The 13,828-nt window shown below is 66.3% G+C and carries 14 protein-coding genes and 1 pseudogene; 8 read left to right on the top strand and 7 right to left on the bottom strand.

The window, feature by feature from the left end; all coding sequences use genetic code 11:
• Positions 1–301: 301 nt before the first annotated feature.
• Genes ACIBVN_RS33315 through ACIBVN_RS33325 form a run of 3 tightly spaced genes read left to right on the top strand, consistent with a single transcriptional unit; the run spans position 302 to position 1,541 of the window.
• Entirely contained in the window at positions 302–604 is a 303-nt protein-coding gene (locus ACIBVN_RS33315; protein ID WP_091088834.1) for a helix-turn-helix transcriptional regulator, read from the top strand.
• Positions 594–1,121: a YbaK/prolyl-tRNA synthetase associated domain-containing protein gene (locus ACIBVN_RS33320; RefSeq protein WP_397143243.1), complete on the top strand. Its 528-nt coding sequence runs from the start codon at positions 594–596 to the stop codon at positions 1,119–1,121. Before ACIBVN_RS33315 ends, ACIBVN_RS33320 begins: the two co-directional genes overlap by 11 nt.
• Positions 1,122–1,169: 48 nt before the next feature.
• Positions 1,170–1,541 (top strand): cupin domain-containing protein, encoded by a 372-nt coding sequence (locus ACIBVN_RS33325; RefSeq protein WP_397143244.1) that lies wholly within the window; start codon positions 1,170–1,172, stop codon positions 1,539–1,541.
• Between the two features lie 544 nt (positions 1,542–2,085).
• Here the strand turns inward: ACIBVN_RS33325 and ACIBVN_RS33330 are convergent.
• Positions 2,086–2,913, bottom strand: coding sequence for a flavodoxin family protein (locus ACIBVN_RS33330; protein WP_397143246.1), 828 nt, complete (start codon positions 2,911–2,913; stop codon positions 2,086–2,088).
• 52 nt (positions 2,914–2,965) lie between these two features.
• Between ACIBVN_RS33330 and ACIBVN_RS33335 the strand changes: the two genes are divergently transcribed.
• Positions 2,966–3,862, top strand: coding sequence for a LysR family transcriptional regulator (locus tag ACIBVN_RS33335; protein WP_397143522.1), 897 nt, complete (start codon positions 2,966–2,968; stop codon positions 3,860–3,862).
• A 745-nt stretch (positions 3,863–4,607) separates the two neighbouring features.
• Here the strand turns inward: ACIBVN_RS33335 and ACIBVN_RS33340 are convergent.
• The 5 genes and pseudogenes from ACIBVN_RS33340 to ACIBVN_RS33360 all read right to left on the bottom strand — a co-directional run bounded on the left by ACIBVN_RS33340 (position 4,608) and on the right by ACIBVN_RS33360 (position 7,737).
• The gene (locus ACIBVN_RS33340) at positions 4,608–5,759 is read right to left on the bottom strand and encodes an alginate lyase family protein (protein ID WP_397143248.1); all 1,152 of its coding nucleotides are present in this window, start codon (positions 5,757–5,759) and stop codon (positions 4,608–4,610) included.
• A gap of 26 nt (positions 5,760–5,785) precedes the next feature.
• Positions 5,786–5,995: pseudogene (locus ACIBVN_RS33345) on the bottom strand (IS5/IS1182 family transposase); the annotation flags it as partial.
• 108 nt (positions 5,996–6,103) lie between these two features.
• Positions 6,104–6,544, bottom strand: coding sequence for a hypothetical protein (locus ACIBVN_RS33350; protein WP_397143250.1), 441 nt, complete (start codon positions 6,542–6,544; stop codon positions 6,104–6,106).
• A gap of 114 nt (positions 6,545–6,658) precedes the next feature.
• Entirely contained in the window at positions 6,659–7,036 is a 378-nt protein-coding gene (locus tag ACIBVN_RS33355) for a hypothetical protein (protein ID WP_397143252.1), read from the bottom strand.
• A 329-nt stretch (positions 7,037–7,365) separates the two neighbouring features.
• Positions 7,366–7,737 (bottom strand): hypothetical protein, encoded by a 372-nt coding sequence (locus tag ACIBVN_RS33360; protein ID WP_397143254.1) that lies wholly within the window; start codon positions 7,735–7,737, stop codon positions 7,366–7,368.
• A gap of 655 nt (positions 7,738–8,392) precedes the next feature.
• Between ACIBVN_RS33360 and ACIBVN_RS33365 the strand changes: the two genes are divergently transcribed.
• Together ACIBVN_RS33365 and ACIBVN_RS33370 are read left to right on the top strand one after the other, a co-directional pair.
• Complete coding sequence (locus tag ACIBVN_RS33365) at positions 8,393–11,623, top strand: AfsR/SARP family transcriptional regulator (protein WP_397143256.1); 3,231 nt, start codon at positions 8,393–8,395, stop codon at positions 11,621–11,623.
• Between the two features lie 113 nt (positions 11,624–11,736).
• Positions 11,737–12,042, top strand: coding sequence for a tetratricopeptide repeat protein (locus ACIBVN_RS33370; RefSeq protein ID WP_397143258.1), 306 nt, complete (start codon positions 11,737–11,739; stop codon positions 12,040–12,042).
• Between the two features lie 29 nt (positions 12,043–12,071).
• Here ACIBVN_RS33370 and ACIBVN_RS33375 read toward each other — a convergent pair whose 3' ends face one another.
• Positions 12,072–12,515: a hypothetical protein gene (locus ACIBVN_RS33375; protein ID WP_397143260.1), complete on the bottom strand. Its 444-nt coding sequence runs from the start codon at positions 12,513–12,515 to the stop codon at positions 12,072–12,074.
• Positions 12,516–12,762: 247 nt separating this feature from the next.
• On the opposite strand from ACIBVN_RS33375, the gene ACIBVN_RS33380 reads away from it, so the two are divergent.
• On the top strand, positions 12,763–13,197 hold the full coding sequence (locus tag ACIBVN_RS33380; RefSeq protein ID WP_397143262.1) for a tyrosine-type recombinase/integrase: 435 nt from the start codon (positions 12,763–12,765) through the stop codon (positions 13,195–13,197).
• Positions 13,170–13,352: a hypothetical protein gene (locus ACIBVN_RS33385; RefSeq protein ID WP_397143523.1), complete on the top strand. Its 183-nt coding sequence runs from the start codon at positions 13,170–13,172 to the stop codon at positions 13,350–13,352. The genes ACIBVN_RS33380 and ACIBVN_RS33385 overlap by 28 nt, the downstream gene beginning before the upstream one ends.
• Positions 13,353–13,828 lie beyond the last annotated feature (476 nt).

A 13,828-nucleotide genomic window follows, 5' to 3' on the forward strand; every position in this document is an offset into this window, starting at 1 on the left:
GACCTGGGCCCGGCGCTCCGCCAGGTATCCCGAGATCGTCATCGCGGAGTCCGTGATCTGCGGCGCGCTCCCCATCACCAGGCGCCCGATGATGGTGAACAGTATGGCGCCGACGCCGGCCAGCCCGCCCCATCGCAGCTCATGGCTCTGTTTCATCGTCACTCACCTCCTCTTCCGATGATTCGCCGGCCCGCGTCGGCCTCGGCAGGGCCAAAGGTCCCAACTACGGGACACATGTGCGAGGAGTCCGGGCATGACCATGACAGTAGACAGGTAATTAGCTAATTGCCATAATTCCTTTGTGCTGGACGTGGATCTAGTGAAGGCGCTGGCCAACGACAAGCGTTTGCTGATCTTGGAGTGGCTGCGCGACCCTGAACGCCATTTTCCGCCGCAGCGAGACGGCGATCTGGTGCGCGACGGAGTCTGCTCTTTGTTCATCGCCCAGAAGCTGGGCGTGAGCCAGCCGACCTGCGGCGAGCATCTGAAGGTGCTCGCGCAGGCTGGGCTGTTGCGCGGCAAGAAGATCAAGCAGTGGGTGTTCTACCAACGCGATGAGGACCGTATTTCCGAGGCGAAGGAGTTGCTGAGCGGTGAGTGGTGAGTTGGGCGGCGGTGTCGCCGCGCCCGAGAGTCTGGACGTGGGCCTCTATGAGCGGTTGATCGCCGATCTGGAAGCAGCCGGAGCGCACTACCGTCTGATCGAACACCCGCCCGAGGGCCGCACTGAGGAGGTCAGTGCTCTGCGTGGACACGACGTTACGCAGGCTGCCAAGTGCCTGATCGTGATGGTCAAGATCGGCAAGAAGCGGTCCCGGTACGTGCTGGCCGTGGTGCCCGGTGATGCCCGCCTGGATCTGCAGGCGGTGAAAGCCCTGTTGGAGGGCACCTATGCCGCTTTCGCCGACCGCGGCAAGGCCGAGGAACTAGCCGGCAGCGTCAGCGGCACCGTGCTGCCCTTCAGCTACCACCCCAAGCTGGAAGTGATCGCCGATCCGGCACTGCTGCGAGTGCCAGAACTGTTCTTCAACGCCGCTCGGCTGGACCGCTCGATCGCGCTGGCCACCGACGACTACCTACGCCTGGCCGCCCCTCGCGTCGCCCCCATCATCACCCCCTGACTCCAGCGTCGCCCTGGAGCTTCGTTCGCCGTCCGCAAGGAGGAAGCCATGCCGCAGGCCGACTATGCCATCCACTACCAGCCGCTGTTCACCGCCCTGGAGACCATGGACGTCCAGGCGTTGATCGACCAGGTCGACGATCCCTGGTACAACCAGACCCTCATCCAGGTGGGGGACGTATGGGTGCGGCTGGGGGTCATGCAGGGTGAATTTCACTGGCACAAGCACGATGACCAGGACGAGTTCTTCTTCGTCCTGGACGGACTGTTCCGCATCGAACTGGAGCACGCCGACACCGTCGAACTTGGTCCGCGGCAGGCATTCACCGTCCCGGCAGGAATGCTGCACCGGCCTGTCGTCCCCGTCCGCAGCGCCGTCCTGATGATCGAAAAGGCCGGTGTCATCGCTACCGGCGACTGACCCGCCGCCGCCAGGAGGACCCATCATGCACGCTTCAGCAATTCCGCGTGCTGTCGGCACAGGGTCGCGATGTCGGCCTGGTAGCCGGCTTCGGCGACCACTCGAACATGCGCTCCTCGACCGGCAGCGCCTCTAACCTGCTCGGGGTGCCGGGTGACGCTCTCCACGGTGGCGTGCCCCCGCATCGCGGACGTCTCCGTCCGAACGGGCTTCCGGTTGCTTCCCCCTGCCGGCGGGCGGATCAAGGTGCCCGCGGAAACTCATTTGAACCCGTCAGCGCCGCCTGGAGGCGTTCAGACAGACGGTAAAACGATCAAGGGCCCGGCTCTCGATCTCGAGAACCAGGCCCTTCACCTGCTGTAACTCTGTCGGGGTGGCGGGATTTGAACCCACGACGTCTTCGTCCCGAAGGAACACCGGGGAGTCTGGGGATGTCGATTCGAGTCGATCGGGGTGCCTCTCACCTTAGAGAACAGGCCGGATACACCCTCACAGCTTGATCAACCTGGTCACTGAGGACTCTACCGAAGGGAATCGGGCGACGTCAGGCGCCGGTCAGCGCTGCCGGTGCATCACCCGTCTCTCTGAGGGAAGCCGACAGGGCGCGGGCTTCGTGTTCGGTCATCCGGGAGGTCTCATACGGCACGGCGTTGACCCACCGCTGAGTCAGCCGGGCGATCCGCTCGCCGTACCGTTGCGCGGTGATCAGGTCACCGCGTGATCCGGCCTGCTCCGACCCCAGATCGGCGTGGCTCTGGCTCATCAGGCCCAGCCACGAGCCCAGCCGGTTCACATCATCGCGAGTGCCACCACTCCAGTTGTTGCCCGGCATATCGGCCACGCCGACCCACTGCATACCCAGCTGCGCGGCGAAGACCGCCAGCTGCTCCAAGACCGCCAGCTTGTCGCCGCTCTGCGAGGCGGACATGGTGAACCCTCCGGCCAGCTTGTCCTTCCACGCCTGCGTCGTGAACGGCGTGAACGCCGCCTCCATGAACGCCTTGAACACCGCCGACACGCTGCCCATCAGCGTCGGGCAGCCCAGGACGATCGCATCGGAGCGGCCGAGCAGCGCCAGCACCTGCGCATCGTGCCAACGGCCCGCGGTGACGTCCTCGGCCCGGATCTCCACCAGATGCACCTGAGCTCCCGGCACCAGGCGCGCCCCGTCGGCGAGATGCTCGGCCAGGACCCGGGTGTGCCCGTGCACCGAGTGGTAGACCACCGTCACCGTGGCCATCGGCGCATCGTGCTCACGGACAACGTCATTGACTGTCATGTGCGCTTCACTACTTCCGGTCGTGGGGAAATCCCTGCTTGCCCACCCATCACACCCTGCGGACGGCACAGCATCAACGCCGAACTCCGGCACGCAGCGATCGGTCACACCGATTGATCGCGGTAGCCTGGCCCCCGTGGACAAGATGGAACTGGAAGCATTCGTCGCGGTCGCCGAAGAGCTCCACTTCGGCCGCGCCGCCGCGCGCCTGCACCGGGGCCAGCCCACCGTCAGCGACGCCGTCCGGCGGCTGGAGCACGCCCTGGGCGGGCGGCTGTTCCACCGCACCAGCCGCCGGGTGTCAATGACCGACCTCGGTCAAGCGCTGCTGCCCGACGCCTACGCCACCCTGGCCCAGCTGCGCCGCTTCCAGCAGCGCGGACGCGCCCTGGCCGCCGGCGACAAAGCCCGCACCACCCTCGTCGTCGCCCACGCCGAATACACCGACCACCAGCTGCTGTTGCGCTGCCTGCGGCAGCTGCGCGACCGCTTCCCTGACGTGACGATCGTGCCGGAAGCCATGCCGACCACAGCCCAGCTCACCGCCCTGCGGGCGCAGACGATCGGGCTCGGCATCGCCTGGGCGACCGGCGAGGTCACCGGCGTACGCGCGAGGGTGCTGTCCACCGAGAGGTTCATGGCGCTGGTACCCGCGACCCACCCCCTCGCCGGGCACGCCGAGCTGAGCGCGTCCGAACTGTCCACCACCGGCCTGCTCACCTGGCCCCACCAGATCAACAGCGGTCTCTGCGACCGCCTCCTGTCCGCCTTCCACATCGGCGGAGCCGACCTGCGCATCATCAGAACCGCCGACAGCGTGCACACCATCGCCGCTCATGTCGCCGCGGGAACGGGCATCGGCATCACCGTCGAATCCGCACTCGACCACCACCCACCCGGCCTTCGCGTCATCCCCCTCACCGGTCCTTCGACCACCGCCGACCAGCTGGTGCTTACTCCCACCGAGCCGTCGGACGCCGCCATGGCGATGCGCGACCTGCTGCTGCACGCCTCGGCGGCGGCGACCGCCACCGATCACTGAGCTCACGGGAGACCGCCCCACGGTAGAAAGCCCACCCGCGAACAGCCGCAGACGCAAACAACCAGCTCAGCCAGTCACTGAGGAAGAGCTACACCCTTCCCAGATCCCGCCAGATCCGCAGCCACTCGGCCGCCCGCGCATGCCGGCCCAGCACTGGCCACTTCTCCTCCAGCACCACCGTGCCGCTCAAGCCATCTCCCCTGTTCCGTGGTCAGGACCGAGGAGACATGATCACCCCCACGGCCAGATTCCACGTAACTTCTAAGATGATCAAACGGATCATGTACGGGCGAGCCAACCCCGACCTGCTCCGCATCCGTGTCCTGCACGGCTACTGATCACGAAAAGTGGGCCAGACCCACACGCACTTGGCCGTTGACAGACGCTCGGTCTGAGGCTGGGTTTTAGGCGACCAGCGCCCAGTTCTGCGGTTTCGGTGAGCTCCGCAGTCAAGGGCGCAACCGAGCACACCCCGAGCCGGCTGACGCGCTCACGCTCGCGGCGTGGGACGCCTGGCCGAGCTCAACCAGACGGGGACCTCGTTGTAGACATTCGCCGGACATCGGTACGCCCTATGCCTGCGTAGAACAGCCAAGACCGTCCAACCGGAGCTGATCGCAGTGGCCGGGCCGACCTCGTTGCCGCCTTCGCTGTGCCAGACAGTCAGCATTCCGGTGGCGGCCGAGAAGATGTCGGCCACGCCGTCGGAGTTGACGTCCGGCGTGGCCGATCCACTCAGCGCGGCTCAGCGTGGGTTCTTCGCGTGGGTGAGGGTCTCCCAGGCCAGGAAGCGCGAGGCACCGACCGGGCGCTTCTGCTTCACCCACTTCTCGGCATGGGGCATGTCGAATCCGAAACGCTGGTGCAGCGCGTTGTAGCCGACTTCGAGGTTCGGCCCGAGGCCGGGGGTGACCTTTCCGCCGCACAGCCACGATGGCACCGTCGCGCCCAGTTGCAGGCGAGCATGGAACTCCATCGCGAATCGCAGCCGGTGCTTGGCCTCGGCGTACAGGTCCACGCCCTGGTGGCGGGCCGTCTCTGCGACGTGGGAGATGGCCGCGATGCCCCAGCCGGTGTGCCCGAAGTCACGGCAGGTTTCCTGGGCCAGGCCGTTCACGAACGTGGTCTGCCCGTGCCAGTAGTCGATGATCTCGGCTTTGGTGTCGTGCTTGCTGTTCGGCGGCGCCTTGGGATATGAGCCGTCCGTCTTGAGGTAGATGTAGGCGGGCAGCCTGCCGCGCCAGGTCGTGACCGCTCGGTCGAAGGAGGCGCGGTCGTCGAGGTGCACGGCGATGCCGATGGCGGCATCGGTCATGATCAGTTCCCAGTTGCCTTGGTTGTTGGGCTTTCCGGCGATCACGGTCGGGAGGTACACGGTGCGCAGCTTGTCGGCGAACCGGCCCGCCTGGGTCCAGCCGGTGTAGGTGTGCTTGATGAGTTCGGCGGCGCGGGAGAAGTTGGCACCCGCAAAGCCAGTCTGCAGCGGCGCGTTGCTCCCGGTGTGTTCGGTGATCACGGCCGACCAGGCGTCCATGATCTGGATCGCCTTCTTGGCGTAGCGGGAGTCCTTGGTGAGGTACCACCGCAGGGCGTGCGTGTAGGCCGCATTGGCGTCCTCACGCTCGTCCGAGCAGCCGTGGTCGGGGTTCCCATACATACCGCACTCCACGACGGCGCGGGGCTTGGCCGTGTAGGACAGCGAGGCATAGGAACTGCGTTGCAGGGCTTCCCAGGCAGACTTCCACGGTTCGTTGCCGAGGTTGGCTCTGACGAAGTCGAGCTGAGCGCGGCTGACCAGGACGCCGGGATGTTTGAACGCGGCCGCCTGCGCGGGCTGCGGGGCGGATAAGGCGGCGGCCACGAGCATGGTGGCGGCGAGAGGGCGAGCGAGACGCACGGGTTTCCTTCCAGGCGCGGACGTCACAGCGGCCAGCCGTCCGGGGCGGCGATGACCTGCACGTTTCCTCCGTGGTGCTTGTGTTTGCCGGACCACCGCAAGTCCGCGCCGTTGGGGTCGGGGGTGGCGACGCGGTCGGTGCGGATGACCGTGCCGTCCAGGTTGAGGTGGGTGTATCCGGCGGCGACCGCGCGTTCCAGTGCGGTGGACAGGTCGGGCGCGTGGTCGGCCAAGACGATGGCTTGGAGCATGGAGTTGATCACGTGCTGTGAACCGCTCCGGGTCTGATGGAGGCTCTGGTGTGTCCCGGGTTGAGTGGAGGTGGGGACGGACGCGTCGGCGGGTCAGTCGCAGACATTGCCTATCGCCCAGTTAGGACGCCAGGTCTTCTCGCCGGAGGACGCACCCTTCCAACTGAACGTCGCCACCACTGTGTAACTCTGCCCTGGAAAGCAGGGGTCGACGGTGACGGTGGCGGCCGAGTCCTCGGTGTCATGCCACCCGTCGTAGTCCTTCGCGGAGCGCACTGTCACATAGTCACCCTTGTTGGTGCGCAGAAGCTTCACGTTGGTGACCTTGACCTGGTAGCTGCCGCCACCGGCGACGTCAGTGATTTTCGCCCGCGCTCGGAAGGTGTCGGCGGTCTGGTCCCACACGACGGTGGCGCAGCGCTTGACCTGGGTGCCGTAGCACTTCCAATCGCTTGCTGCGGATGCGGACGATGGGGTGATGAGGATCGACGCGCCAAGCGCCGCAACGACCAACGCGCCGGTGGTGCGGAACATGTGACTCCTCTTTCTCTGGCCTCGCCCATAGACCTTAGGGTCGTCGTGGGCGTCGGACTTTGTCATTCGTGCAGGGAAATTTGTCAGTAGTGCACCGCCTCAAGTTGCAAACGTTCAGCAGGTGATCGTTGAGAAAGCTTCTGGTCGCTGTGTGTAGCCGGGTGCGGGTGCGCGAGGATGCGGTGTCAGCCTGTGGCGGGCAGTTCGCAGCATCCGGTGCACGAACCCCAGCGACGGCTTGCTGCCGGTCATCGACTCCAAAATGTCGGCCGCCCGGCGGGCCGGGATGAAGTGCGCCACCATCAAATACACCGCCCAGGCCTGCTGGTTCGGCCCGTCCCCGACCCCAGTGGCGCTCCGCCCGGCGGGCGCGCCCTCAGGCCGCTCGGCGACATGCGTGGCCCTACACCGGCACAGCACCGCGTGCTGGTCGTACTGGGTGACCGTCACCGCGATCAGCGGGATCTCGTGCTGCTGGTAGCGATCCACCACACCCAGATCCCTGGCCTCGCCCAGGTCCGCGCCACACCCGCACGACCCCTGAGAAACCAGTTCTCATGCCGCTGCGACGAGCAAGGATCCTGTGGCGACCATTGCCACGAGGGTGACCCTCATGCATTTGTTCATGGAAAACCCTTTGCGATCGGGGGTGGACATGCGAAATCTCGTCATCTTGGTGGATTAAGACGGAGAGGCACTTAGCCCCCTCAGCGCCAGCGGCACAGTTCTCGGCACCATCACGCCGTCAAGCAGGTGCTACACGTGTGTCGCTGGTTGCGGCGCGGTGATCTACCGTCGGCCGACGTGCCTTGCCGGGACGGTCAGGTAGTGAAGTGGAATACCCCACGTATTAGGGTGCTCCGCCCTTCCCAGTAGCTCCGGTATTCGGCCTGGTAGGTGGCGTTCTCGAGAACGTTCAGGACCCTGCAGGTGGCGCCCGGATGACCGACGTTGTCGTCTCTGATGACGATGGGTGATCCGCTCCCGCTCTGGCGGGACACGGCCACTTCCACCCAGGCCGTCCCAAAGGTGTTGTCAGCCTGGAGGCACATCTGATTGGTGTCGTCGGTGTAGCGGACGGTCCCGTCGCCGATGTCTCGGATGAAATTCACAGCGAAGGCCGGTTGTGCGAGAACAACGCTCGCAGTCACGGCGCCAAGGCCTACCGCGGCGAATTTGGCCAGCTTGTTCATGGGCTTTCTGTCCCTTCCGAACCAGATCATTTTTTGCTGGCGGATCAATCTAAGCCGATTTGTGAGTTCTGAGTGGTAATGTCGGCCGTCGCGACAACAGGCGTTCGTGCGGCCGTTGCTCACAACTCCTGGCTGGATCCTTGCGTACGCCGGTGGCAGCTTGGAATACGCCGGGAATATCCCGTGGTCACCGACCCTTTCCGGTCTTTCGAGGGACCTAACGATCTTTGGTCATGAGCTTCTGGACGTTGGTGTCAAGTTTCAGGACTCCCGGGGAAGCCGGGCGTGCGCGGCGTAGTCATCGACGTGGCGGGTGATGGCCTTTAGGGCGGCTCGGAGTTCGGGCGGTGCCTGGGGCTGGTTGGCAGCGGTGAGTGGGACGAGCAGCCGGCTGTCGACCTTGGTGTAGCCGGCGGATGAGCCCGTTGAGACGCAGCCGCCGCAGGTCGTAGGTCATCTGCCCCGATGTGAAGGTAGAGCCGCCGAGCAGTCCGGTCATCGAGACGCGAAGGTTCGGTCAGGCCAGGCGCGTTCGATGCCGATGCCGTCGGCGGATCGAGGGCCGGGCGGGAAGAGTTCGCAATCGTTTCTTGACCCGGTGGACCGACAAAACAGGCCGTCCAGGTTTACAGTGCGTCCCAGTCGAGGGGGCACGATGAAGTTTGGGATACTAGGTCCACTGGCCGTGTGGCGAGAGGGCGAACAGCTCGATCTCGGCACGCCCAAGGCGCGGGTGCTGTTAGCGGTTCTGCTGTGCCAAGCGAGTAACCCGGTTTCGGAAGATCAACTGGCCGTGGCACTGTGGGGGAACACCCCTCCGAAGAGCGCCACCAAGAATGTGCAGACCTACGTTCACCGGCTCCGGCGGCACCTGGGCGACCCGGCTCGCGTCGTGCGGCAGGGCCCCGGCTATCTGGTACGGGTGGCCCGGGACGAGCTGGATGCGGCGAGGTTCGAGAACTTGGCCGGCTCAGGGCAGGCGGTGGAGGCCGCCGGCGAGCCGGAGGAGGCGACCCGCTGCCTGCACGAGGCGCTGAGTCTCTGGCGCGGGCCCGCGTTCGCCGGCATGACCGATGTCCCGATGCTGGCCGCGGAGGCCGCGCGGCTGGACGAGGTCCGCCTGTCGGTCCTCCAGTCGCGGATCGCCGTGGACCTGAGGCTGGGACGCCACGCCGGGCTGTTAGGCGAGCTGACCGCGCTCACCAGGCAGTACCCACTGCGGGAGCGGCTGCGCGCGCAGTTGATGCTGGCGCTGTACCGCTGTGGCCGGCGGGCGGACGCGCTCGCCGAATACACGCGTGCCCGCAAGATCCTGGTGGAGGAGACCGGTCTGGACCCGGCCGAAGAGTTGCACGACATACATCAGAGAATCCTCGCTCAGGACTCCTCACTCGACCTCGTTCCTCGCGTCATGGCGACGATCACGGGCTCCCCCGCGGAGGCCACACGGGCCCACCGTGACCTTGCCGCGCATCTGTCGGATGATCTGGGCATCGAGCCGAGCGAGAACGTGCAGCACGCCCACATGCGTGCCCTGTCCGCCGACAGTCCCGTCCATGCCACGACCCCGATGCCTGAACCTCAAGCGGCCCCCACCCCCGCCGAGCTCCCGCCGGACATCGCGGAGTTCACAGGCAGAGACGACGAGGTGGCGGACCTCACCGAGGCCCTCACCAAACCGCGGCCGGGCACCGTCGCCATGGCCAGCATCGCGGGTATGGGAGGCCTGGGCAAAACCACGCTCGCCGTGCACGTCGCGCACCTGATCGCGGGTCATTTTCCCGACGGCCAGCTCTACGCGGACCTGCGCGGCGCCTCCGCCGACCCTGCCCGCCCAGAGGACGTGCTCAGCCGGTTCCTATTCGCACTGGGCATCAGCACCACCGGCATACCCGAATCCCTCGAAGAACGCGTGGCCTTCTACCGAAGCTGCCTGGCAGGACGCAGAATTCTCATCCTGCTCGACAATGTCGCCGGGGAGGAGCAGGTGCGGCCGCTCCTGCCCGGAGCTCCCGGCACGGCCGTGCTCCTCACCGGACGTGTCCGGCTGATCGGTCTCGAGGGCACGAGCCTGCTGGAACTCGACGTCCTGCCGTCGGCCCAGGCCATGGACCTGCTGAGAAGGGTCATCGGCGACGAACGCGTCCAGGACGACCCGGACGCCGCTCTGGAGATCACCCGGTTGTGCGGCCGGGTCCCGCTGGCGGTCCGCATCGCGGCGGCCAGGCTCCTCGGCAGAAGGCAGTGGAGTCTGTCCCACCTCGCCGGCGTCCTCGGGGAGGAACGGCACCGGCTGGACGAACTTGTGGCGGGCGACCTCGACATCCGCGCGGGATTCGAGATGAGCTACCGGACGCTTCCCGCGGGCGCGCAGCGGGCCTTCCGGCTGGCCGGACTGCTCGACGCGCCCGATTTCGCCTCCTGGGCGGTGGCGGCCCTCCTGGACGTGCCGGTACGGCAGGCGGAACACGAGATCGAAACCCTGGTCGACGCTCATCTGCTGAACCTCGCCGGGACGGACGAGACGGGCAGGCTCAGGTATCGGTTCCACGACCTGATCCGGTTGTACGCGCGTGAGCGGGCGCAGCGCGAGGATTCGGAACCCGAGCGCCAGGCCGCGTTCCAGCGGGCCCTGGGTGCGTGGCTGGCGCTGGCGGAGGTCGCGGTGGAGCACGTACCGGGCCCCTGCTACGCACGCATGCACAGCCGTGCGCCGCGATGGCGGCTGCCCGCGGCGGTCTCCGGCCCGCTGCTGGCCGACCCGATGGCCTGGTTCGGCGCGGAGCACGCCGCGTTGATGGCGGGGGTCGCCCAAGCGTGCGAGGCGCGCCTGACCCAACTCGCATGGGACCTCGCGGGGTCCACCGAGACGTACCTCAACGTGCGCGGCGTGTATGACGGCTGGCAGCGCATGCACGAGCAGGCGCTCGCGCTCTGCCGTGAGACCGGCGACAAGCGCGGCGAGGCCGTGCTGATGCGCGGCCTCCTGGAGGTCACCACCTGGAACTCACCGCCGGGCCCCGGACCGGCGATGACACGGATGCGGGCCGGCGCTTCGCAGCTCCTCGGTCTGTTCACCATGCTGAACGATCCGGTCGGAATGGCCGACGCCTTGGCGACCCTGGCCTGGAGCATGACGGCCGACGGGAACGGTGGTGCACAAGCGCTCGCCCTGGCGGAGCGCGCTCTGCGGACGGCCGCTGACGCGGACTACCTTGGCGGCCAGGCGCGGGCCTATCACGTGATGGCGATCATCTACGGCGAGGACGACCCTCAAGGGGCGCTCTCGGTCCTGGAGGAGGCGACGAAGGTCGCCGAGGCGCTCGGCAACCCTCACTACACCACGACGATCACCCAGTTCCTCGGCGCGGCGAAATCGTTCTGTGGTGACATCGCGGGCGGCCAGGAACTGCTGGAGAGGTCCCTGGAAATGGCACGGCGGTTGAACTACCGCTATCTGGAGACGTTCTCGCTGCTCTACCTCTCGAAGCTGTTCGCCACGGTCGGGGACAAGCGGGCAAGGGCGACCGCCGAACTGACGCTGGCTTACAGCGAGGACGGCAACTTCGGCCATTATCTCGCCGACGCGCTCAGCGTTCTCGGGCAGTTGGACCTGGCCGAAGGAGACCTGCCCGCCGCCATCGCCACCCTCGAACGCTCGGTCCGGGTGTGGCGGACCCGCGGCTCGATCCCCTACCTGGCGCGGACGCTCCGCGCCCTCGGCGACGCCCACGACGCCGCCGGCGACCATCAGACGGCCACAACCATTTGGAATGAAGCCCGCGAACTGTTCCGCGGGATCTCTCACGAGAACGGCGCGAGAACGCTGGACGACCGGCTCGCGCGTGAAGGGCAGCCTGGCTGTTCGGCGACACGTCGCCGTTAACGACCGCCAACTGACGGTCGGCGGTGCCATCCCCGCGTGAAACTCCAGGACCACCTACCGCGTGGCCCACAGCATCCTCCCGCACCCGCCGGTCCGGCCCAACCACGAGCCACATGACCAGCAAAGACAAGATCATGAACGCTGAACTCCTGCCATTGGGACTGGCCCGCCGATCAGGATGCCGTGGGCCGAGCAGTAAATCCGGCCGCAGAGGAGAGCGCGACGGAGCTCTCCTCAACGGCACCGATTGCGCCCATGCCGGCGGGGGCGGCGCGGTGCAAGGGACCGTGACCGAGCGCGACGTGCGATTCGGGCTGGAAAGCTGCTACCGCACCCTGGCCTGGCTCGCCGCCACCCAGGAAAAGCGCAACGACCTGGTGGACCGCGCCAACGCCAGCCGCTCCCGCACCGTCCGCTGACCCGCGGCGGCGAGAGGGCGGATGATTCGCTACCGCGGGTCGGCTGTCCCGCTCAGCCAGCTGCCGTAGAGGGTGCTGGTGATTCGGCAGCGACCGGCGTAACAGACGTAGCTCACCTTGATGGACCGGTGCCTATAAACCGTCGGAATAAACTGGCGGACGATGCGTCCGCTGATGCATTTGTCGTACACCTTGGCCTGACGTACACCGTTCTGGTTGTAGATCTGCGTCCTGCCGGTCGACCCCGACTCAGTCCTCTTCAGCCGCCTGACGCTGTGCGTGTTCGGGTCGTAGGTCCGCGTCCCGAGGTAGTTCGTCCACTCACCACCACAGTGACCCCTGTCCTCCGACCAGTAGAGGTAGGGCCTGATGACGTCGGCGCTGGCGGTCGACATCCCGCTGCCTCCGACCACTATCCCCAAAGCGAGCATCGCCGACGCCATGAACCACGCGAGCCGTTGTCCTTTGCGCATGAACCTTCCCGTCTCCGGTGTCGTCGCATCCTGTGGAGCCCAGCACGGTCAACCGAGTGACCGTCCGCCACAATGCCGTAGGGCGGTATATGCACAGAACATCTTCGGAACACGCACGGCCGTCCCAAGATCGAGTTAGCTTGAGGCGTCACGTGGAGGCAGGGCATGTCGCGATGTGATCTCGTACGGCGTATTGTCCCCAGAATGAGACGAAGCTCCAGCTAGCAAGGGTCTCCACGCTTACGTGGTGCTCAGCCTCACCACGGGCGTCCGTACCGAGGAAGCCCGCGCACTGCGTTGGGATCACGTCGTCGCTTGGAATCCCAGCCTCAAGGCGTGGCACCCGGTGACCGAGGCCGGGTTCAAGCAGAAAAGATTCGCCATCTACGTGTGGCGAGCCGACCGAGTAGGAGGTGACACCAAGACCCGCAAGTCACGTCGCACACTGGAGCTACCCAAGCTCGCCGCTGAGGCGCTCCGGCAACACCACGCCCGCCAGGCCGTCCACAAGCTCAAGGCAGGCGAGGCATGGCAAGATCACAACCTGGTGTTCTGCACGAGCGTCGGTACCCCGCTCGATGCGGCAAACGTGCGACGGGCGTTCCGGCACATCACCAAGAACGCGGGGTCGGAACCGACTGGACACCCCGCGAACTGCGTCACTCGTTCGTCTCCATCATGAGTGACCAGGGCGTACCCATCGAGACCATCGCCGATCTCGTCGGGCACGCGGGCACCAGCGTCACGGAAGCGGTCTACCGGCACCAGCTCAAGCCAGTGATCACCAAGGGCGCTCACACCATGAACACCGTCTTCGGCGACAAGCCGACGGGTTGAGTCCGAGTGAGATGGCTCCCCGATTGGCTCCTATCGACTTCCAGAAACGGAAAAGGGCCCGACCCACTAAGCGGATCAAGCCCTCTACCTGGTCAAACAGTGTCGGGGTGGCGGTGTGCTGGGGTGGCGGGATTTGAACCCACGACCGCTTCGTCCCGAACTCGTGGCGTGAAGGTCGGTAGAGGTCGGCAGCGTGGTCAAGCGGCCTACGAAGATCCCGGACGGTCGCTGGTGGTCGATGAAAGTTGCTGCACTCTGTTGCTGCACCGCGCTGGTAGACGAACACGACCGGTTCCGGAGCGATTTGTCCTGGGTCACCGCCGCCGTCGCCTCTTGTCATGCCTCCGCTGAACGGCGGGCGGGTTTATCGCAGGGGGTGCGGGGGGAGCTCCGAGCACGTCGTCGAGGAAGAGCGTGACCCACCACCATCTCATGCCGCAGTCGTTCACCTCGGTGGCGATCTCCCTGCCGCATGC

The sequence above is a fragment of the Nonomuraea sp. NPDC049400 genome, assembly GCF_044466425.1.
GTDB lineage: Bacteria > Actinomycetota > Actinomycetes > Streptosporangiales > Streptosporangiaceae > Nonomuraea.